The following is a 19146-nucleotide window of genomic DNA, read 5'->3' on the forward strand; positions in this document are numbered from 1 at the left end:
CTCCCCCTAACCCTTGAAGATGATCGTGGGGGTGATGCCCCAGAACATGATGGTCAGGATGAAGTCGAGCGTGAGCACCGTGACCAGGCTGGCGCGCACGGCACGGCCGCTGGCGAGGCCGACGCCCTCCGGGCCGCCCTTGGCGAAGAACCCGTAGTAGCAGTGGATGATCGTGACGGCGGCGCAGAAGACCACGGCCTTGAGCGTCGACAGCGCGATGTCGCCCGGGCTGAGGAACTGCTCGAAGTAGTGGTTGTACGTGCCCAGCGCCTGGCCGTGGAAGACGACCACGATCAGCTTGCAGGTGAGGAAGGCGAGCAGCAGCGTGAGCATGTACGCCGGGATCACCACGACGATGCCGGCGATCAGGCGGGTGCTGACCACGTAGGGGATCGAGCGGATGCCGAGGGCCTCGACGGCGTCGATCTCCTCCGCGATCCGCATCGATCCGATCTGCGCGGTCATGCGGCAGCCCGCCTGCGCGGCGAAGCCGATGCCGGCGGAGATGGGGATCATCTCGCGGATGTTCGCGAGGCCGCCGATGACGCCGGTGAGCGGGCCGAAGCCGATGAGGTTGAGGCCTGCGTAGGCCTCGATGGCGACGGCGGCGCCGCTCGCCGCGCCCAGGATGACCATCATGACGACGACGCCACCGTCGACCACGACGGACCCGCGGCCCCACGCCAGCTGCTTGAGCACCCGCGAGGTCTCGCCGCGGTACTTCATCAGCGCGACGGGCACGAGGTAGATGGACTGGGCGACGAAGACGACGGCCTCGCCGATCCGCGCGACCAGGCTGGCGGGCTTCGAGTCCAGGGCGGGGGTCTTCTTCTTCGCCTGCGCCGGCGCCGGGGGATTCGTGGTGGTCATCAGGCCACCTGACTCGGGAAGAACATCGTCTGCAGCTGGGTGAGGCCGAGGAAGGACAGGAAGATCAGGGTGATCGACAGGACCACCGAGGAGTTCACGCCGTCGGCGACGCCGCGGGGGCCGCCCGAGGCCTCGAGGCCGCGCAGGCCGGCGACGAGGCCGACGATCATCGCGCCGGTCTCCGCCTTGAGCACCGCGAAGGCCAGGTCCGACGGAGCCGAGAAGGCGCCGAAGGAGGACCAGAAGCCGCCGGAACTGAGGCCGAACTGCCACACCGAGACGGTGAGGGCCACGATCATGGCCACCGCCACGATCGCGACGAGCAGCATCGGCGCGATGATCATGAGGGCGAGCATGCGGGGCGCGATGAGGCGGGCGATCGGATCGACGCCCATGACCTGCATGGCCTGCAGCTCCTCGCGGACCGTCCGGGATCCGAGGTCGGCGGCGATGGCCGAGGCGCAGACGCCGCCGAGCAGCACGCCCGTGGCCAGGGGTGCGCCCTGCCGGATGATGCCGATGCCCGACGCGGCGCCGACCAGCGAGTTCGCGCCGACCGTGTCGACGAGTGCGCCGACCTGGACGGAGACGACCGCGCCGAACGGGATCGCCACCAGGATGGCCGGCAGCGTGGTGACCCGCAGCAGCGTCACCGACTGGGTGATCATCTCGCCGACCGCGAAGTTCCGCTTCAGGATCCCGCGAACGGTCCACGAGATGATCTCGCCGGCGAGCACCACCGAGCGTCCGATCGTGGACAGGCTCTTGGTGAAGATCGCGGCCAACCGGTACAACCGGTACAGCGCCGCGGCCCTCACGCCGGGCCTCCGAATACCACCATCGGGTGTCCTCTCCTCATTTTCGAGAGGAGCGTATCAACTGTCGGGGCAAAACTAGTACGTGTTTCAGTTTTTCCCTGGACTACCCGATGTGACCTGCGTTGTTGTCAGTCCTTGATGAGGAGATCGACGGCCACGGAGAGGCGCTTCTGCACCTCGGTGGCCGACGCGCGGTGGGTGACCCAGGCAACCAGGTTCGCCATCCACACATCGGCGATCAGGTGGAACGTATCGCGCTGGCGCTCGTCGGGGTCCTCCACGCCGAGGGCGTGCGCGAACATGCCCTCGAGCAGGCGGCCGACCCGCTCGACCTCGGCCGCGGCCGTGGCGTCGGCGAACATGAAGGCCCGCACCATCGCCTCGGTGAGCAGGGGGGCCCGCTGCAGCGCCTCGGTGTTGCGGTCGAGCACGAACATCAGGCGCTCCGCCGCGGTGTCGCCCGGGATCTGCGCCTTCCCGATCCGCTCGCCCGCGCGCTCGAACTGGCTGACCAGGCCGGCGACCAGCAGGTGCACCTTCGACGGGAAGTACCGGTACAGGGTGCCCAGCGCCACGTCGGCCTTCTTCGCCACCGCGCGCATCTGCACCGCGTCGTAGCCGCCCTTGCGGGCGAGCGCCAGCGTGGCGTCGATGATGCGCTTGCGCCGCTCGCGCTGCCCCGCTGTATCGAGGTCCTCCCGCGACGGGGCGGGAGCGGGCGCAGTAGCGGTGGCGGCGGGGGTGCCTTCGGGCGGCATGGGTGGTCACCTCGGAATCTCTTCGGCCGCCGGCAGGTGTCCGGACGGTCGGTCGCATGTGATGTCGCGACAATTGAAACAGGTTTTCGTGCCGGACCAGTGCGTTCTACGCCGGTTCGGTCGAAGATCACACGATCGGTGGCGTCAGGAGGTGGCTTCGCGCCGCGCGTAGGCCGCCTCGACCCCCGCCTTGCCGGGCTCCCACCACGCCCGGTTCTCCCGGTACCAATCGACGGTGGCGCGCAGGCCCGCGTCGAGGTCGGCGTGCGCCGGCGCCCAGCCCAACTCGCGGCGGAGCTTGCTCGAGTCGATGGCGTAGCGCAGGTCGTGCCCGGGCCGGTCGGGGACGGTGTCGAAGTCGTCGGCCGGGCGGCCCATGACGGCGAGCAGGGTGCGGAGCACCTCGCGGTTGGACCGCTCGCCGTCGGCGCCGATCAGGTAGGTCTCGCCGATCGCGCCCCGCTCCAGGATCGCCCACACCGCGTCGTTGTGATCGTCGACGTGGATCCAGTCGCGCACGTTGGCGCCCGCGCCGTAGAGCTTCGGTCGCTCGCCCGCGAGGATGTTCGTGATCTGCCGCGGGATGAACTTCTCGACGTGCTGGTACGGGCCGTAGTTGTTGGAGCAGTTGGAGATCGTCGCCCGCACGCCGAAGCTGCGGACCCACGCCCGCACCAGGTGATCCGACGACGCCTTGGACGCCGAGTACGGACTCGACGGCCGGTAGGGGGTGTCCTCGGTGAACCGCTCGGGCGTGTCCAACGGCAGGTCGCCGAAGACCTCGTCGGTCGAGATGTGGTGCAGCCGGACGTCGTGCCGGCGGACCGCGTCGAGGAGCACAGCCGTGCCGCGGATGTTGGTGTCCAGGAAGGGCCACGGGTCGCTGAGCGAGTTGTCGTTGTGCGTGTCGGCGGCGAAGTTCACCACCGCGTCGGCGCCGGCGACCACCTCGTCGACGACGGAGGGGTCCGCGATCGAGCCCTTGACGAAGTCGATCCGCTCGCGCAGGTCGTCGAGCGAGGACTCGTTCGCGGCGTAGGTCAACGCGTCGAGCACGGTGATCCGCACGTCCGGACGGGTCCGGGCGGTGCGCCGGACGAAGTTCGCGCCGATGAAGCCGGCGCCGCCGGTGACCACGATGTGCATGGGATCAGGTTAGTGGGGTTGCAAGGGCGCGTCGAACCAGCGGAGGAGTCGCAGGGACGAATCGGCCTCCGCGGCCGCGAGCGCCGCCCACGCGCGCGCGGCGCTGTCGCGGGCCCGCGCCCCGATCCAGTTCGGCGGCAGCAGCTCCGGCGGCAGCAGGGGATCGGGCTCGTGCGCGCGGGTGAATTCGGCGACGAGGCCGACCGTCAGCGCGAGCCGCTCGGCGTGCGTCGCGTCGCGGGTCCGGTCGAGGGCCTCGGTCGCCCGGTCCGCGAGCCGACGGTGTCCGTCGGCCAGCTCGTCGAGGGGCCACAGGCGGGCCGCGGCGGCGGCGCCGCGCGCGCCACCCACGTCGAGGTCGGTGCTGCTCAGGGTGGTGAGGTAGGTCGCGGCGCCGGCTTCGCGGGCGGTCTCCCGCAGCGCTTCCTCCCAGGCGTGGGCGGAGGCGTACAGCCCGCCCTGCACGGGCGCGCCGCCGAGGGCGACGATGGCGTCGCGGAGCGCGCCGCGTGCCTCCCGTTCCGCCTCGGGCACGGCGAAGCCGGCCAGGTGCCAGACGCCGTCCCACGGCGCCTCCCCGCGGTCCTGCGCGTACATCAGCCGGACGTGCTCGCGGTCGGGCTCGATGCCGGCCCGGGTGGCGTCGGTCGCGGTGAGGACGGCACCGCGGCCCCGCCCGGCGACGGTGAACCGGCCCTCCGCCACGAGCCGCTTGATCGCGAGGCGCACCTGTTGATCGCCCATCCCGAGCGCGTCGGCGACCGCGTACAGCTCGCCCGCGTCGATCGTCGCGTCCTCGCGGAGCATCGCCTCGATGAGCGCGCGCGTCGAGATCAGTCCGTCAGCCATCCGGCCTCCTCCTCGATGATCACGCGCGTGCCCGGAAACGCTACCGCGAGGTCGGCGAACAGCCGCGGACCGTCGAGTACGGCGTCGGGCGGGTGCACCCCGGGGCGGCGCACGCCGGGCAGCTGCGCCGTCGCCAGCGCCGCCGGGACCCCGGTGACGGCGGCCATGTCGTGCAGCAGCGCACCGTCGGTCTCGAGGCGCGCGCAGATCCGGACGGGGCGCCCGTCGACGGTGCCGTCCGCGGCGGCGAAGAAGGCCGGCAGGTCGCCGGGGCCGGGGCGGGTGAACGCGCCGGGGAGCGAGCGGAGCACGCGAGATCGGGACGGTGGTTCCAGCACGCTCGCGGCATCGTCGGGCGAGAGCCGCCCGGCGTCGATGTCGCGGCGGAGCACGTCGAGGTAGGCGGCCGTCGCGGGCCGGAGCAGCATGAGGCAGGCCGACTCGCCCGACGGTGCCGCCGTCCGGTGCAGCGTGACGGGCTCGGGATGCCCGACGGTCCAGCCGGTGCCGCGCCGCCCGCCGGGGAGCCGCAGGGCGACGGGCCGCAGCGGGGCCCGGCGGACGACGGTGCCCCCGGAGAGTTCGGCGACCTCGCCGCTGCACTGGTGCATCCAGTGCACGCCCGCGGCGCCGGCCATGGACTCGGCCGGGGCGTCGCCGGGGGAGGGCCGTCCGACAGCGTCCACGGGCCAGGCGGTGTAGAGGTCGCGCACCCGGTCCAGGCGGCCGGCGGCGGCGCCCGCCAGCAGGGTGCTCAGGCCCGGGCTGGCGCCCGCGCCGACCACGGCGCAGACCCCGGCCGCGCGGGCGGCACCGTCGAGCTCAAGCAGATGCAGCGTGGGCTCCCAGTCGTCGCAGATGTCGACGTAGTCCGTCCCGGTCTCGATCGCGGCGCGAAGGACGCCGGCGCCGAACCGGTAGAAGGGCCCGACGGTGGTGAGCACGGTGTCGACGCCCGCGAGCGCGCCGCGCAGGGCCGGCCCGTCGGTGACGTCGATCCGCCGGGCCGTTGCGCGGGGGAGCCCCGCCGCCACCCGCGCGGCGACGTCCCCGTCGAGGTCGCCCACCACGAGCGCCTCCACGCCGGGCAGGCCGGCCAAGGTCCGGGCGGCGCGGGCCCCCATCGCGCCCGCGCCCAGGACGGCGACCCTCATCGCGCGGCCGGCTGCCGGGACGCGAAGTCGGTGAGCGCGTCGAGGTATCCGGGCGCGTAGATGTCGCGCGGCGCGAGGACCGCCCGGGCGATGACCCGGGGGTCGTCCGGGCGGTACTCGATGTCGTCGCGGGTCAGGCTGTGCGTGGCACCCGGAAACGTGTGCTCGGTGAGCAGGCCGGGGCGCATCCGCGCGGCGTAGACGCGTGCGGTCTCGGTGGTGTCCATGTTGCGGTCCGCGGTGCCGAGGAGCAGCAGGGTGGGCACGGCGATGCGTCCCAGGTCGGGCGTGACGTCGGCGCGGAAGTTGCGCAGGACGAAGTCGTAGCGCTCCTCGGTCATCGGCTTCTCGTCCACCTTCGCCGCGAGGTACTCCTGGTAGGTGGCGCCGCGCTCGAGCAGCGCGATGTTCGCGGTGCGGCGGGCGAAGGCGCGCTGCTTCTCCTCGTCGGAGGCGTCGCGCAGGTCCGACCGGAGGTTGTACTCGCCCTGGCGGAGCCAGTTGATCGCCGCGCCGACGAGGACGAGGAAGCGCAGGTCCGGGCGGCGCGCCGCCAGGGGCGGCAGCACCCAGCCGCCCTGGCTGACGCCCCATGCGCCCATGCGGGCGGTGTCGATCTCGGGCCGGGTGCGGGCCCAGTCGAGGGCCGCGGCGACCTCGGCGCCGCGGTCGGCGAGCGACTGGTCGAGCCAGTTGCCCGGCGCGCCGCCGACGCCGGCCTTGTTCCACGACAGAGTGGCGTAGCCGGCGCGGGCGAAGGCCTCCCAGATCGGGCGGTAGGCGTCGTCCCGGGAGGCGTTCGCCGGACCGTCGCCGTGCACGAAGACGACGAGGCCGTGGCGGCCCGAACTCCCCTTCGGGGTGGTGAGCACGCCGTCGAGACGGCCGCCGGTGTGCGCGTCGGGAACGGTTCCACCCGCCGCGACCGCGTCTGTGACGGGGATGCTCACCGCGTGCTCGTCGACGGCGAAGGTGTTCGCCACCGCGATCCGGATGCCCAGGGGCACCACGAGGGCGGCGACGAGTGCGACGGCCGCGAGGGCCCAGGTTTTCTTGCTTATGAAACTATCGTAGCAATGACGACCGGTATTGAAAAGATAGTTATGTGATCCGATAGAGTCGCAGCATGCGAGGGATCATCCTGGCCGGCGGCACGGGCAGCAGGCTCCACCCGATCACCGTCGGCGTCAGCAAGCAGCTGCTCCCCGTCTACGACAAGCCGATGATCTACTACCCGCTCTCGACCCTGATGCTCGCGGGCATCCGCGAGGTGCTGGTCGTGACCACGCCGGGCGACGCCGACCAGTTCCGGCGGCTCCTCGGCGACGGTTCGCAGTTCGGGATCCGGATCGAGTACGTGGTGCAGCCGCGCCCCGAGGGGCTGGCGCAGGCCTTCGTGCTCGGCGCCGACTTCATCGGCGACCAGACGGTCTCGCTGATCCTGGGCGACAACATCTTCTACGGCCCGGGGCTCGGCACCCAGCTGCGCCGGTTCGACGGGATCGACGGCGGCGCGGTCTTCGCGTACCGGGTCGCCGACCCCCGCGCCTACGGCGTCATCGAGTTCGACGGTGCCGGGCGCGCCGTGGGCTTCGAGGAGAAGCCGGAGCACCCCCGGTCCCCGTACGCGGTTCCCGGCCTGTACTTCTACGACCCGTCGGTGGTCGAGGCCGCGCGGAACCTGAAGCCCTCGCCGCGTGGCGAACTCGAGATCACCGACGTCAACCGGCACTACCTGGACGAGGGTCGGCTGACGGTCGAGGTGCTGCCGCGCGGCACCGCCTGGCTCGATACCGGGACCTTCGACGCCCTCGCCGACGCCACCGGCTACGTGCGCGCCGTGGAACAGCGGCAGGGCACCAAGATCGGCGCCCCCGAGGAGGTGGCGTGGCGCAGCGGCTTCATCGACGACGCGCAGCTGCGCGACCATGCGGATCGCCTCGTCAAGTCGGGCTACGGCACCTACCTGCACGGACTGCTCGAGGAGGGCCGATGAACGTCGCGCCGCTGCCCATCGCCGGCGCCTTCGTCCTGGACCCGATCGTCCGGCCGGATACGCGCGGCGAGTTCTTCGAACTGTTCAAGGCGTCCGCGTTCCGTGAGGCCACGGGGCACGAGCTCGTCGTGGCGCAGACGAACGTCTCGGTGAACCGGGTGGGCGCCGTGCGCGGCATCCACTACGCGGATGTCCCTCCGGGGCAGGCGAAGCTGGTGGCGTGCCTGCACGGCGCGATCCTCGACGTGATCGTGGACCTGCGGGTCGGCTCGCCCACCTTCGGCGCGGTCGAGACCGTGCGCCTCGACGCCGAGGGGCACCGCACGGTGTACCTCGCGGAGGGGCTGGGGCACGGATTCTGCGCCCTGACGGACGGCGCGGTGGTCGCATATCACGTCTCGTCCGAGTTCAACCCGTCCGCCGAGCACGGTGTGGACCCCCTGGACCGGGAGCTCGCGATCGCCTGGCCGGACGACGTCCCGCCGACCCTCTCCGAGAAGGACACCGCGGCACCGTCGTTGGCGGAGGCGCTCGCCGCGGGCGCGCTGCCGCGCTGGCGGGGCTGATCAGGCGTTGTGCGGCAGGAGCGCGACTATGAGCGCTTCGCAGTCGGCCAGCGCCGTCCCGTCGGTCTCGGTGAGCCGGGCGGTCACGTGGATCTTGCGCCCCTCGACGCGGTCGATCCAGCCGTCGAGCACGAGGTCGGTGTCGAGCGGTGTCACCTTGCGGTAGTCGACCTTGAGATAGGCGGTGCGCGCGATGGGATGCCCGCCGCTGTAGACGATCCAGCCGAGGTGCTCGTCGAAGAGCTGGGCGATCATGCCGCCGTGCGCGGCGGAATGCCCGCCGAGGTGGGCCCGCCGGAAGCGCACGATCGATCGGATCCCGTCGCCGTCGAAACGCTCCATCCGCCAGGGGATCTGCATCGGGTTCCCGCGGCCCGGCAGCTCCGGCACCCGGCTCGCGGGGCCCGCCGCTTCGGTGGCCTCGCGGTGGGGCGCGAGCGTCGCGCTCGCCCGCCGGATCTGCTCCGCGGCCAGCGCGTAGGCGGCGTCGTCGGCGTCGGAGGCGACCGCGAGGTCCATCAGGTCGCGCATCGCCTCGACGAAGGCGCCGTACGACGGCGGCGGGGTGACCGGCGTGAACTTGGGGAATTCGGCGCGCCGGTCGACGATGCCTTCGGTGTCGCTCATGCGACCACGCTACAACAAAATATATCTACGTGGACTGGTCGAACGATCGGTTCTCGTGGGCGCGACGGTCGAGGAGGGCGCGCTCGCCGGCGTTGCGGGTGCGGCGCGCGGCCTCGTCGAAGTGCGCCGCCGCCTCCGCGTGCCGTCCGGCGCGCTCCAGCAGGTCGCCCCGGACGCTCGGCACGAGCGGCGCGTCGCCGAGGGCGGCCGGATCGACGGCGTCGAGCACCGTCAGGCCCGACTCGGCGCCGAACGCCCGGCCGTGCGCCACAGCCCGATTGACCTCCACCACCGGTCCCGGGGCGGCCTGCGCGAGCGCGTCGTACAGGCGGGCGATCCGCGTCCAGTCCGTGTCGGCGGGCGTCGCTGCGCGGGCGTGCTGAGCGGCGATCGCGGCCTGCAGGTAGTAGCGGCCCACCGGGATCCCGCGGGCGGCGAGTTCCTCGGCCCGGCGCAGGGCGGTCAGGCCCCGTCGGATCAGGAGCCGGTCCCAGCGCTCCCGGTCCTGGTCGTCCAGGAGGACCGGGGCACCGTCGGCGTCGGTGCGGGCGTCGATGCGGGAGCCCTGCAGCTCGACGAGCGCCTGCAGGCCGTGCGCCTCGGGCTCGTCGGGCGCGAGTTCGGCGAGCATGCGGGCCAGCCGGATGCCCTCGCGGGCGAGGTCGGGGCGCATCCAGTCGTCGCCCGCGGCGGCGGAGTAGCCCTCGGTGAAGATCAGGTAGATCACGGCCATGACGTCGTCGAGGCGGCGGGTGCGCTCCTCGCCGACGGGTAGTTCGAACTCCGCGCGGGCGGTGGTGAGCGTCTTCTTCGCGCGGGAGATGCGCTGCCCCATGGTCTTTTCCGGTACCAGGAAGCCGCGTGCGATCTCGCCGGTGGTGAGCCCGCCGACGACCCGAAGGGTCAGCGCCGCCCGCGATTCGGGGGTGAGCGCCGGGTGGCAGGACAGGAAGATCAGGCGCAGTGCGTCGTCCTCGATGAAGTCGACCTGCGCGTCGAGGTCGGGCATACCGTCGTCCTCCCGCAGGCCGCGACCGATCTCCTCGGTCTTGCGGCGCAGGTTCTCGGCACGGCGGATCGAGTCGACGCCGCGGCGCTTCGCGGTGGTCATGAGCCACGCGGCGGGGTTCTTGGGGACACCCGTCTCGGGCCACTGCTCCAGCGCGGCGACCAACGCGTCCTGCGCGAGGTCCTCCGCGAGCTGGATGCTGCGGGTCATGCGGGTGAGCGCGCCGACGAGGCGCGTGGATTCGGCCCGCCAGGTGGCGGTGATCGCTTCGGCGGTGGTCCCGGCTGGCACTCGACCAGCGTAGGCGGGACCACCGCCGGCGCGTCAGTCCTCCGCGGGTCAGTCCTCCGCGGCCGCGGGCGGCTCGTCGGCGACCTGGCGGAGCGTGGCGACCATGGAGATCTCGGGCCAGTGCTCGGCGTGCAGATCCGCGAACGCCTTCTGGCCCTCGATGGCCTCCTCGAGGGTGTCGAACTGCATCAGTGCCCAGCCGCCGACGACCTCCTTGGCCTCGGCGTACGGCCCGTCGAATCGGGTGACCTCGCCCTGGCGGACGACGAAGTTCACCGCGTCCTCGGTGCCGAAGAGTCCGCCTCCGTCGAGGAACTGGCCCTTGGCCGTCTGCTCGGCGATGAGCACGTCCATCGCGTCGAAGAGCGCCTGCGGCGGGGCACCGAAGTCGCCGCCCTCTTCCATTCGTACAAGTCCCATGAAACGAGGCATATCGATCAGTCCTTCTTCTGTGGTGGTGAGCGTGTCTCGTACAGGCGTCGAACGGGACGACCCCGTTTCGACATCGGCCCCACAGAAAAGTTTCCGCCGCCTCGCGGCCGGGCGGGCGGGATCGGGTCAGAGCGCGGTGAGCACGGGGAGCGGCGGCAGCGCCGTCTCGTACAACCACGTGCGCCACAGGTCGCGCAGCGGCTCCGGGCTGTGCTTCGCGACCAGCGAGACGAAGTCCTCGGTCGTGACCGACTGGTGCGCGTACTCGGAGGTCCACTCGTGGAGGACCGAGAAGAACGCCGGGTCGCCGAGCGCGACCCGCAGCGCGTGCACCGTCAGCGCGCCGCGCTTGTAGACGCGGTCGTCGAACATCAGGTCCGGGCCCGGGTCGCCGACGACGATGTCGGTCCGAGAGCCCGCGAGCTTCGCGTAGTAGCGCGCCGCCATCTGCTGGGTGGTCGCCTCGCCGCACTCCTGCGCCCACAGCCACTCGGAGTAGCAGGCGAAGCCCTCGTGCAGCCAGATGTCCTTCCAGCGGGTCAGCGTCAGCGAGTTGCCGAACCACTGGTGCGCCAGCTCGTGGGCGACGAGCCGCTCGGCGTGCCGCGTCCCGTCGCAGTGGTTGGCCCCGAAGATCGAGACGGTCTGGGCCTCGACGGGGATCTCCAGCGTGTCGTCGGTGACGACGACGGTGTACTCGGGGAACGGGTACGGGCCGAACCAGCGGGTGAAGGCGCGCATGATGCGCTCCTGGTTCCCGAAGCTGCGTTGGAAGTCCGAGGTCAGCCGGGCCGGGACGGCGGCCCGGATCGGCACCGGCTTCTCGGCGACCTTGAGCAGGTCGTAGCTGCCGATCTGGATGGTCGCGAGGTACGAGGCCATCGGCGCGGCCTGCTCGTAGACCCAGGTGGTGTGCGCGGCCGAGACCTTGCGGGAGACGAGCCGGCCGTTGGAGACGACGCGGTACGGCGAATCGGTGGTGATGGCGATGCGGTAGGAGGCCTTGGAGGCGGGATGGTCGTCGCAGGGGAACCACGACGGTGCGCCGCTCGGCTGCGAGGCGACGATGACGCCCTCGGACAGCTCCTCCCAGCCGACCTCGCCCCACGTCGAGCGGATCGGCTTCGGCGTGCCCGCGTACCGGATGGAGATCGTCATCGCCGCGCCGGCGGGGACCTCGTTCGCGAGGGTGAGCTCCAGCTTGCCGCCCCGCTGCGAGTACCGCTGCGGACGGCGGCCGTTGATCGCGATCTTGGAGGCGGTCAGCGCGTCGGAGAGATCGATCGCCAACCGCTTGAGCGGCTCGTTCGTCGTCGCGGTGATCTCCGCCTTGCCCTCGAGGCGGTTGCTCTCGACCTTGTACGTCAGCTCGAGGTCGTACCGCGAGACCCGGTAGCCGGGATTGCCGTGGCCGGGGATGTACGGATCCACCGCGCGCGCGTGCTGCGGATTCGGTGCTGCGACGAGCTTCGGCCTGGCCGACTTGCGCACCACGGATCCACTTCCTTCTCGCTCGGGGGTCGGGTGATCACCTTACCGGTTTGCGCAGCGTCACCGTCGCGACGCCGCCGTGCGGCGCGGGTTCGGGATCGGAGACGACGTAGCCCGCTCGCTCGTACGTCCGGATGTTGCGCGCGCTCCCCGCGCCGGTGAACATGATGAACTCCTCGGTGCCCTGCGGGGCGAGGGACTCCATGAGGGCGATGAGCTCGGTGCCGAGGCCGCGGCCCGCCAGGTCCGGCGCCACCATGATGCGCCCGATGTGCCAGCGGTGGTTCGGCTCCGCCCGGCCGCGGACCGCGCCGATGAGCCGGCCGTCGAGCCGCATCACGAAGGTGGCCCACTGGGAGGTCCACTGCAGGATGTCGTCGTGGGTCTCGGTCAGCGGCGGGATCTCGAGGCTGTCGTTCGCGATCGCCTCCTGCACCCAGCAGCAGCGCTGCAGGACGAGCAGTTCCGCCACGTCGCTCGGCTGGAACGGGGTGATCTCGAGCCCGTCGCTCACGGGGGGACCTTTCGTCGGGGGTGTCGGTGCCAACCCTAGTGGGCGGCGCTGTCGTTCCCGGCCCGGAACGCGGCGATGACGGCGTCGAGGGCGGCCTGCGGCGGGGCGTCGATCCGGCGGGCAGCGTCCGCGTAGCGCGCCGCGGCCGCACGGAGGGCCTCGGCGTCGTAGGCGGGCGCCTCGTCGGGCGAGGGCAGCGCGATCACGCGGGTGCCGCCGCCCCGGCGGCTCTCGATGAGGCCGGTCGCCTCGAGTTCCCGGTACGCGTGCGCTGCGGTGCCGACCGCGATGCCCAGGTCCCGCGCCAGCTGGCGCAGCGGCGGTAGCTTCGCCCCGACCGGCAGCGCGCCCGCGGCGATGTGCCCGGTGATCTGCCGCCGGATCTGCTCGAACGCCGGGGTGGGGTCCGACTCGTCGACGCCGATGCGGGGTGCCGTCACAGTGCGGTGGCCTCGTCGCCGGAGTCGTTCTGCGGGGCGGCGACCGGGGCCGCGGCCGTGGCGAGGGCGCGCGGCACCGGCGGACGGGCGAAGATCACCAGCGCGACGACGATGCCGAGCATCAGCAGGGCGCTGATGCCGTCGGTGACGTACGGGACGGTCGTCGAGTTCAACCACGCGGGCCATCCGTCGACCGCCTCGCCGCCGGCGCGCACGTGATCGACATAGGCCATCGCCGCGTTGCGGGGAATCTCGAGGGCGTCGATGATCACGAAGACCGCCGGGATGTAGAGCAGGCACAGGGCACGGACCGAGGTGCCGCTGCGCCCCCAGCTGTCGCTACCGGTGAGCGGGTCGATGTCCGGTCGACGGGCGGCGGCGAGGATCACCGAGAGGGCGAGGGCGGCCGCGACGAGGAAAGTGCCGTAGGAGATCCAGATGTCCGACGGATCCACCGAGTACTCCTGCGTGGGAGGGTTGCTCGCGCTGCCCAGGGCGCGATCGGCGCCGAGCGGGGAGAACAGGATCAACGGCGCGAGCGCGGCGGTCGCGAAGGCGGAGCCGAACGCGACGAGGAGCCAGCGGGGGAACAGCTCGCGGACGCCGCGCGGCGCGAGCGTCGCGACGCGGGGGCCCGATGGGCGGGTCGTCTTCTCTGTGAGCAGCATCGCCAACAGCGGGAACAGGAAGATGCCGGGCCACCAGAGCAGACCGAGGACCACGCTCACGGGCCGGTAGGTGGGGTAGGGGTTGGTCGGATCGAGTGCCTGGGCGATGATCCCGTAGATCGTCGCCACGACAACGGCCACAACGGGAACGAGGAAGGCGACCTTCAGCCGGGAGCGCATCGTCGCCCGGTAGGCGCGGTAGCTCGCCGACTCCGGCGCGGAGTCGTCCGGTGTCAGGGTGCGTGTGATGACGTAGGTGATGGTCACGATCGTCGCGATGACCGTGAGGCCGATGAACGGAAGAATCAGCATCCGAACTCCTTGTGTCAGTGGACTGGCACAAGACTAGATCGCTTCTCGATCTTGTGTCAATCGACTGGTTCAAGTCGTGATCGCGGCAGCGGCGGCCGCCCACAGTAGAGAACTCCGCCCGCCCCGCGGACGTGCGGGGCGAGCGGAGTTCTCAGCGGGTCGGCGGACCGTCGGGTCAGTCGCGCTTGCGCTTGCCCTCGTTGAAGACCCACGGCGAGATGGGGTTGCCCTGCCACTTGGTGTTGGCGGGCACCGAGTCGCCGCGCATGACGAGCGACGCCGGGCCGACGGTGGCACCGTCGCCCACGGATGACGCGGGGAGCGCGACGCAGTGCGGGCCCAGCGTGGCGCCCTTGCCGAGCACCACGGTGTCCATCGCCATGATCCGGTCGTGGAAGAGGTGCGTCTGCACGACGCAGCCGCGGGAGACGGTGGCGGCGTCGCCGAGGGTGACGAGGTCGGCCTCGGGCAGCCAGTAGGTCTCGCACCAGACGCCGCGGCCGATCTTCGCGCCCAGCATCCGCAGCCACAGGTTGAGGATCGGGGTGCCGGTGGCGGCGTGCGCGAACCACGGCGCGGCGACGCACTCGACGAAGGCGTCGGAGAGCTCGTTGCGCCACACGAACGAGGACCACAGCGGGTGCTCCTCGCGGCCGATCCGCCCGACCACCAACCACTTCGCGGCCGCGGCGACGCAGCACGCGATCGCGCCGGCGACGAGCAGCGTCACGCCCGACAGCAGCGCCGCGAGCCACCAGCCCACGTTGATCACGAAGTAGTTGAGCGACACGAGCGTCGCCAGGCCCAGGCCGAAGCTGACGAAAACGGCCAGTAGGCGCGCCGTCTCGACCGAGCCGCGCGCGACGCGCAGCGCGAACGACGGGTTGTAGGTGAACGTCGAGTCCGTGTTGCCGGCGGTGCGGCGCAGGCGGACCGGGGGAGAGCCGAGCCAGGAGCTGCCGCTCTTCGCCTTCGACGGGGTCGCGCTCAGCACGGCCACGAGGCCGTCCTTCGGGACGCGGCGGCCCGGCCCCGTCATCCCCGAGTTGCCGAGGAAGGCGCGCTTGCCGATCTTCGCCTCGTCGATGCGCATCCAGCCGCCGCCGAGCTCGTAGCTGCCGACCATGGTGTCGTCGGCGAGGAAGGAACCCTCGCCGATCGTCGTGAACTTGGGGATCACCATCGCGGTGGAGATCTCGGCGTCCTTGCCCACCTTGGTGCCCAGCATGCGGAACCAGATGGGGGTCAGCAGCGAGGCGTACAGCGGGAAGAGGAAGGTGCGAGCGGCGTCCATGAGCCGCTCGGTCGCCCAGACCTGCCAGCCGACGCGGCTGCGCACCGCGTGGTAGCCCGGCTTGAGGCCGACCGCGAGCAGCCGGACGGCGATCAGGGTGAGCAGGGCGTACACGGTGAGCGAGACGATCACCGCGATGGGCAGCGCCGGAAGGGCGTGCAGCGCCGCCTCCTTGAGGTTCGAGTCGTCGCGCACGATCCACCCGAGGAGCGCGAGCCCCGCGCCGATCGCGACCATCGGCAGGCCGGCCAGGAGCACCGAGCTGACGCCGTAGACGAACACCCAGTAGGGCTTGCGCGGCGGATGCTCCGCGGGCCACGGGTGCTCGGCCTTGCCGATCTTCTCCGCGGGCGAGCCGGCCCAGTGCTGCTTCGCCTTGACCTTGCCGAACACGGCGGAGCCGGGGCCGACCTCGGCGCGCTTGCCGACCTTCGCGCCGGGCAGCAGCGTGGAGCGCGCCCCGATCGAGGCCTCCTCGCCGATGCTGATCGCGCCGATGTGCAGCTCGTCGCCGTCGAGGTAGTGGCCGGCTAGATCGACCTCGGGCTCCACGGAGGCGTGGTCGCCCAGCTCGAGCATGCCCGTGACCGGGGGCAGCGCGTGCAGATCGACACCACGGCCGATGGTGGCGCCGAGAGCACGGGCGTAGTAGATCATCCACGGTGCGCCGGAGAGGTTCTCGGCGCCGGACGCCGCGGTGAACCGCTCGGCGATCCACAGCCGCAGGTGCTCGGGGCCGCCGCGGCGGTAGACGCCGGGCTTCAGCCCGCCCAGCAGCAGGCGGCACGCGACCACCGAGAGCGCCATGCGCCCGATCGGGGTGATGAACACCAGGAACAGCGCGAGGACGACCCACCAGTTCAGCGTGGGCAGCAGCGTCGAGCCGGTGGCCCAGGCGAAGACGTTGTTGGCGATCGCCATCCACGTCAGCCACTGCAGGCCGGTGAGAGTGGTGAGCGGCACCGACAGCAGGATCTGCGCGACGCCCGTCGAGCGCGGCGTCGGCCGCACGTCGCGCGGCTCGGCGACCTCGGCCGGCCGTAGCGAATCGAGGTACGACGCGAGCGATCCGAGGCGCGGGTGGTCGTAGAGATCGGCGACGGTGACCGACGGGTACTGCTCGCGCAGCGCCGTGACCAGCTGGGCCGCGCTGAGCGAGCCGCCGCCCTCGGCGAAGAAGTCGGCGTCCTCGCTGGTGATCGACGCGCCGAGGATGCCGGACCAGCGCTCGGCGACCCAGGCCGCGGTGCCCTCGAGATCGCCGGTGTCGGTGTCGTCGGAACCGGGCAGCGGCCAGGGCAGAGCGTTGCGGTCGACCTTGCCCGAGGTGCGGGTGGGCAGTTCGTCCATGAGCGCGAGCCGCGGGACCAGCGCGGCCGGCAGCTGCTCGGCGAGCAGCTCGCGGGCGGCCTTGAGGTCGAAATCGGGGTCGGTGGAGGCGAGGTAGCCGACGAGCATCGAGGTGCCAGCCTTGTTCTTCCGCACGGCCGCGGCCGCGCCGGAGACGCCGGGGAGGTTCTGCAGGGCGTTGTCGACCTCGCCGAGCTCGATGCGGCGTCCGCCGACCTTGACCTGGTCGTCGGCGCGGCCCTCGAAGAGCAGGCCCTCGGGTTCCAGACGCACCAGGTCGCCGGAGCGGTAGGCACGCTCCCAGCCGAGGGTGTCCATCGGCGCGTACTTCTCTGCGTCCTTCGCCGGGTCGAGGTAGCGGGCCAGGCCCACGCCGCCGATCACCAGCTCGCCGGACTCGCCGACGGCCACGGGCAGCGACGTGGCGGGGTCGACCACCGCGAGGTCCCAGCCCTCCAGCGGCAGTCCGATCCGGACGGGGCCCTGCCCGTCGAGCGGCGCGGCGCACGCGACGACGGTGGCCTCGGTGGGGCCGTAAGTGTTCCACACCTCGCGGCCGTCGACGGCGAGTCGCTGCGCCAGCTCGGGCGGGCAGGCCTCGCCGCCGAAGATCAGCAGGCGCACGGCCTCGAGGGCCTCGGCCGGCCACATGGCGGCCAGGGTCGGCACCGTCGACACCACGGAGATGTCGCGCGAGACGAGCCAGGGCCCGAGGTCCATGCCGGACCGCACCAGCGAGCGCGGCGCGGGCACGAGGCAGGCGCCGTGGCGCCAGGCGAGCCACATCTCCTCGCAGGAGGCGTCGAAGGCGACGGACAGGCCGGCGAGGACGCGGTCCCCGGGGCGCAGCGGCTCGTCCTGCAGGAACAGGCGCGCCTCGGCGTCGACGAAGGCCGCGGAGTTGCGGTTCGTGACGGCCACGCCCTTCGGGGTGCCGGTGGATCCGGAGGTGAAGATGATCCAGGAGTCGTCGTAGGGCACGGGCAGGCGGTTGCCGGGTTCGACGGTGCCGGCTTCGATCGCGGCCGCCCGCTCCTTGGTCGACGGTGCGCGCCACAGCCCGTCGCCGGTGAAGATGGCGGCGGCGTGCGCCTCGCCGAAGACGAGGTCGGCCCGCTCCTGTGGGTCGTCGGCGTCGACGGGCACGTACGCGGCGCCCGCGGCGAGCGTGGAGAGGATCGCGACGTAGAGCGAGCGGTGCCCGGACGGCATCCGGATGCCGACGCGGTCGCCGGCCTGCACGCCGCTGCGGCCGAGGAAGGCGGCGCCCTCGAGCACCTCCTCCCAGAGCTCGGAGTAGGTGAGGACCGCGTCGCCGTCGTCGATGGCGGGCACCTCGGGGTAGGCGTCGACGGTCGCCCGGAGGATGTCGATCAGGGTCCGCGGCTCGGGCGCTTGGGCGGACAGCAGGTACTGCGGGGGGATCTCGTTCGGGACCACGATGGCCGACTTCCTCCGGTTATGCAGACGGGCACGACAGAGAACACAGAACTTCGCGTTGATTGTGTCAGGTCACGCGGATGTCGCCGCATCGACCGGCGGGGCTATCCTGGAGGCATAGATTACTGGCCAGTAACAAGGAGTGTTCGACATGGCCGTCATCGCCCATCGCGGCCGCAGTGTGCGCGCCCTGATCGTGCTGTGGTTCGTCCGGATCGTGATGAAGACCGTCTTCCGCGTCTTCCCGATGAGCGACCGGACCCTGCCGATCCTCCGCGCCGCGGAGCCCTACCTCAGCCGGGTGCCCCAATCGGTGCGCGGCGTCCGGATCGAGAAGATCACCCTCGGCGGGGTGCCCACCGAGCGCATCATCCCCGACGGTGACGCCGACCCGCACCCGCGCGCGGCCCTCGTCTACTACCACGGCGGCGCCTTCATCGGCTGCAACCTGGACACCCACCGGCGGATCGCGGTGCTGCTGGCCCGCGGCCTGCGGGTGCCGGTCTACAACGTCGAGTACCGGCAGTACCCCGACGGCGGCGTCGGCACGTCCGTCGCCGACGGCTACGCCGCGTACCGCGAGCTGTTGGACTCCGGCGACTTCGACCGGATCCTCGTGGCGGGCGACTCCGCCGGCGGCTTCGTGTGCGCCAAGGTGATCCAGTACGCCGCCGAGGACGGGATCCAGCACCCGACGGCCTTCGCCGGCTTCTCCCCGTTCCTCGACATCAGCGCGACGCTGCCGCGCTCCTCGCGGCACGACGCGATGCTGCCGCTCGGCAAGATCCGCAAGCTGCGCACGGTGCTGGGCCGCGGTCCGGAGGACCTGCGCGGCCCGGAGGACATGACCACCGACGCCACGGCGCGCTACTTCCCGCCGAGCATCCTGTTCGCCGCGAACCGCGAGGCGCTCGAGCTGGACTCGCTGGAGCTGCACGCCGCCCTCGACCGCGCCGGCGTCGAGAACGAGGTGCACGTCTACGACGGCCAGGTGCACGCCTTCGTCGTCAGCGCCGGCCTGACCCCCGAGTCGTGGGCCGCGTACAAGACGGCCGTCGCCTTCCTCTCCGAGCACCTCACCGAGGCCGAAGCCGAGCGCAGCGCAGCGGCCTGACCGAGTC

18 protein-coding genes are annotated in these 19146 nt (G+C 71.9%); 3 read left to right on the top strand and 15 right to left on the bottom strand.

Features of this window, described 5'->3' with window-relative positions; translation table 11 throughout:
• Window positions 1-6: 6 nt before the first annotated feature.
• The 7 genes from WFK95_RS12630 to WFK95_RS12660 form a co-directional block, all read right to left on the bottom strand.
• Entirely contained in the window at window positions 7-870 is an 864-nt protein-coding gene (locus WFK95_RS12630) for an MlaE family ABC transporter permease (protein ID WP_336670932.1), read from the bottom strand.
• A complete protein-coding gene (locus WFK95_RS12635; RefSeq protein ID WP_224645323.1) occupies window positions 870-1688 on the bottom strand; it encodes an MlaE family ABC transporter permease in 819 nt (272 codons plus the stop codon). Before WFK95_RS12635 ends, WFK95_RS12630 begins: the two co-directional genes overlap by 1 nt.
• 128 nt (window positions 1689-1816) lie before the next feature.
• Entirely contained in the window at window positions 1817-2446 is a 630-nt protein-coding gene (kstR, locus tag WFK95_RS12640; RefSeq protein ID WP_224645322.1) for a cholesterol catabolism transcriptional regulator KstR, read from the bottom strand.
• Window positions 2447-2590: 144 nt separating this feature from the next.
• On the bottom strand, window positions 2591-3592 hold the full coding sequence (gene rfbB, locus WFK95_RS12645; protein ID WP_224645321.1) for a dTDP-glucose 4,6-dehydratase: 1002 nt from the start codon (window positions 3590-3592) through the stop codon (window positions 2591-2593).
• Between the two features lie 9 nt (window positions 3593-3601).
• Entirely contained in the window at window positions 3602-4441 is an 840-nt protein-coding gene (locus WFK95_RS12650; RefSeq protein ID WP_224645320.1) for a PaaX family transcriptional regulator C-terminal domain-containing protein, read from the bottom strand.
• Window positions 4426-5595, bottom strand: a complete 1170-nt coding sequence (locus WFK95_RS12655; protein ID WP_336670933.1) for a saccharopine dehydrogenase family protein — start codon at window positions 5593-5595, stop codon at window positions 4426-4428. Before WFK95_RS12655 ends, WFK95_RS12650 begins: the two co-directional genes overlap by 16 nt.
• Window positions 5592-6602, bottom strand: a complete 1011-nt coding sequence (locus WFK95_RS12660) for an alpha/beta hydrolase family protein (RefSeq protein ID WP_336670934.1) — start codon at window positions 6600-6602, stop codon at window positions 5592-5594. The genes WFK95_RS12655 and WFK95_RS12660 overlap by 4 nt, the downstream gene beginning before the upstream one ends.
• 119 nt (window positions 6603-6721) lie before the next feature.
• Here WFK95_RS12660 and rfbA point away from each other — a divergent pair, with 119 nt between their 5' ends.
• Together rfbA and WFK95_RS12670 are read left to right on the top strand one after the other, a co-directional pair.
• Window positions 6722-7591, top strand: a complete 870-nt coding sequence (gene rfbA / locus WFK95_RS12665) for a glucose-1-phosphate thymidylyltransferase RfbA (RefSeq protein ID WP_336670935.1) — start codon at window positions 6722-6724, stop codon at window positions 7589-7591.
• A complete protein-coding gene (locus WFK95_RS12670; protein WP_336670936.1) occupies window positions 7588-8157 on the top strand; it encodes a dTDP-4-dehydrorhamnose 3,5-epimerase family protein in 570 nt (189 codons plus the stop codon). The genes rfbA and WFK95_RS12670 overlap by 4 nt, the downstream gene beginning before the upstream one ends.
• Here WFK95_RS12670 and WFK95_RS12675 read toward each other — a convergent pair whose 3' ends face one another.
• The 8 genes from WFK95_RS12675 to WFK95_RS12710 all read right to left on the bottom strand — a co-directional run bounded on the left by WFK95_RS12675 (window position 8158) and on the right by WFK95_RS12710 (window position 18025).
• Complete coding sequence (locus WFK95_RS12675) at window positions 8158-8784, bottom strand: PaaI family thioesterase (protein WP_336670937.1); 627 nt, start codon at window positions 8782-8784, stop codon at window positions 8158-8160.
• 25 nt (window positions 8785-8809) lie between these two features.
• On the bottom strand, window positions 8810-10084 hold the full coding sequence (locus WFK95_RS12680; RefSeq protein WP_336670938.1) for an RNA polymerase sigma factor: 1275 nt from the start codon (window positions 10082-10084) through the stop codon (window positions 8810-8812).
• A 48-nt stretch (window positions 10085-10132) separates the two neighbouring features.
• A complete protein-coding gene (locus tag WFK95_RS12685) occupies window positions 10133-10504 on the bottom strand; it encodes a YciI family protein (RefSeq protein ID WP_224645313.1) in 372 nt (123 codons plus the stop codon).
• A 138-nt stretch (window positions 10505-10642) separates the two neighbouring features.
• Window positions 10643-12007, bottom strand: coding sequence for a M1 family metallopeptidase (locus WFK95_RS12690; protein ID WP_336671060.1), 1365 nt, complete (start codon window positions 12005-12007; stop codon window positions 10643-10645).
• Between the two features lie 37 nt (window positions 12008-12044).
• On the bottom strand, window positions 12045-12521 hold the full coding sequence (locus WFK95_RS12695) for a GNAT family N-acetyltransferase (protein WP_224645312.1): 477 nt from the start codon (window positions 12519-12521) through the stop codon (window positions 12045-12047).
• Between the two features lie 35 nt (window positions 12522-12556).
• Window positions 12557-12961 (bottom strand): GntR family transcriptional regulator, encoded by a 405-nt coding sequence (locus WFK95_RS12700; protein WP_224645311.1) that lies wholly within the window; start codon window positions 12959-12961, stop codon window positions 12557-12559.
• Complete coding sequence (locus tag WFK95_RS12705; RefSeq protein WP_336670939.1) at window positions 12958-13941, bottom strand: hypothetical protein; 984 nt, start codon at window positions 13939-13941, stop codon at window positions 12958-12960. The genes WFK95_RS12700 and WFK95_RS12705 overlap by 4 nt, the downstream gene beginning before the upstream one ends.
• 175 nt (window positions 13942-14116) lie before the next feature.
• Window positions 14117-18025 carry a Pls/PosA family non-ribosomal peptide synthetase gene (locus WFK95_RS12710; RefSeq protein WP_336670940.1) on the bottom strand — a complete coding sequence of 1303 codons (3909 nt, stop codon included), beginning with the start codon at window positions 18023-18025 and terminating at the stop codon, window positions 14117-14119.
• Window positions 18026-18176: 151 nt separating this feature from the next.
• On the opposite strand from WFK95_RS12710, the gene WFK95_RS12715 reads away from it, so the two are divergent.
• The gene (locus tag WFK95_RS12715) at window positions 18177-19139 is read left to right on the top strand and encodes an alpha/beta hydrolase (RefSeq protein WP_336670941.1); all 963 of its coding nucleotides are present in this window, start codon (window positions 18177-18179) and stop codon (window positions 19137-19139) included.
• The last annotated feature ends 7 nt before the right edge of the window (window positions 19140-19146 follow it).

Source organism: Tsukamurella sp. USMM236 (assembly GCF_037148755.1).
Classification (GTDB): domain Bacteria; phylum Actinomycetota; class Actinomycetes; order Mycobacteriales; family Mycobacteriaceae; genus Tsukamurella.

Excerpts from the sequence above, each read along its gene's own strand:
- WFK95_RS12705 (WP_336670939.1), bottom strand. The coding sequence starts at position 13,941 with ATGCTGATTCTTCCGTTCATCGGCCTCACGGTCATCGCGACGATCGTG.
- WFK95_RS12670 (WP_336670936.1), top strand. The coding sequence starts at position 7,588 with ATGAACGTCGCGCCGCTGCCCATCGCCGGCGCCTTCGTCCTGGACCCG.
- WFK95_RS12655 (WP_336670933.1), bottom strand. The coding sequence starts at position 5,595 with ATGAGGGTCGCCGTCCTGGGCGCGGGCGCGATGGGGGCCCGCGCCGCC.
- rfbB (WP_224645321.1), bottom strand. The coding sequence starts at position 3,592 with ATGCACATCGTGGTCACCGGCGGCGCCGGCTTCATCGGCGCGAACTTC.
- WFK95_RS12630 (WP_336670932.1), bottom strand. The coding sequence starts at position 870 with ATGACCACCACGAATCCCCCGGCGCCGGCGCAGGCGAAGAAGAAGACC.
- WFK95_RS12685 (WP_224645313.1), bottom strand. The coding sequence starts at position 10,504 with ATGGGACTTGTACGAATGGAAGAGGGCGGCGACTTCGGTGCCCCGCCG.
- rfbA (WP_336670935.1), top strand. The coding sequence starts at position 6,722 with ATGCGAGGGATCATCCTGGCCGGCGGCACGGGCAGCAGGCTCCACCCG.
- WFK95_RS12650 (WP_224645320.1), bottom strand. The coding sequence starts at position 4,441 with ATGGCTGACGGACTGATCTCGACGCGCGCGCTCATCGAGGCGATGCTC.
- kstR (WP_224645322.1), bottom strand. The coding sequence starts at position 2,446 with ATGCCGCCCGAAGGCACCCCCGCCGCCACCGCTACTGCGCCCGCTCCC.
- WFK95_RS12715 (WP_336670941.1), top strand. The coding sequence starts at position 18,177 with ATGGCCGTCATCGCCCATCGCGGCCGCAGTGTGCGCGCCCTGATCGTG.
- WFK95_RS12675 (WP_336670937.1), bottom strand. The coding sequence starts at position 8,784 with ATGAGCGACACCGAAGGCATCGTCGACCGGCGCGCCGAATTCCCCAAG.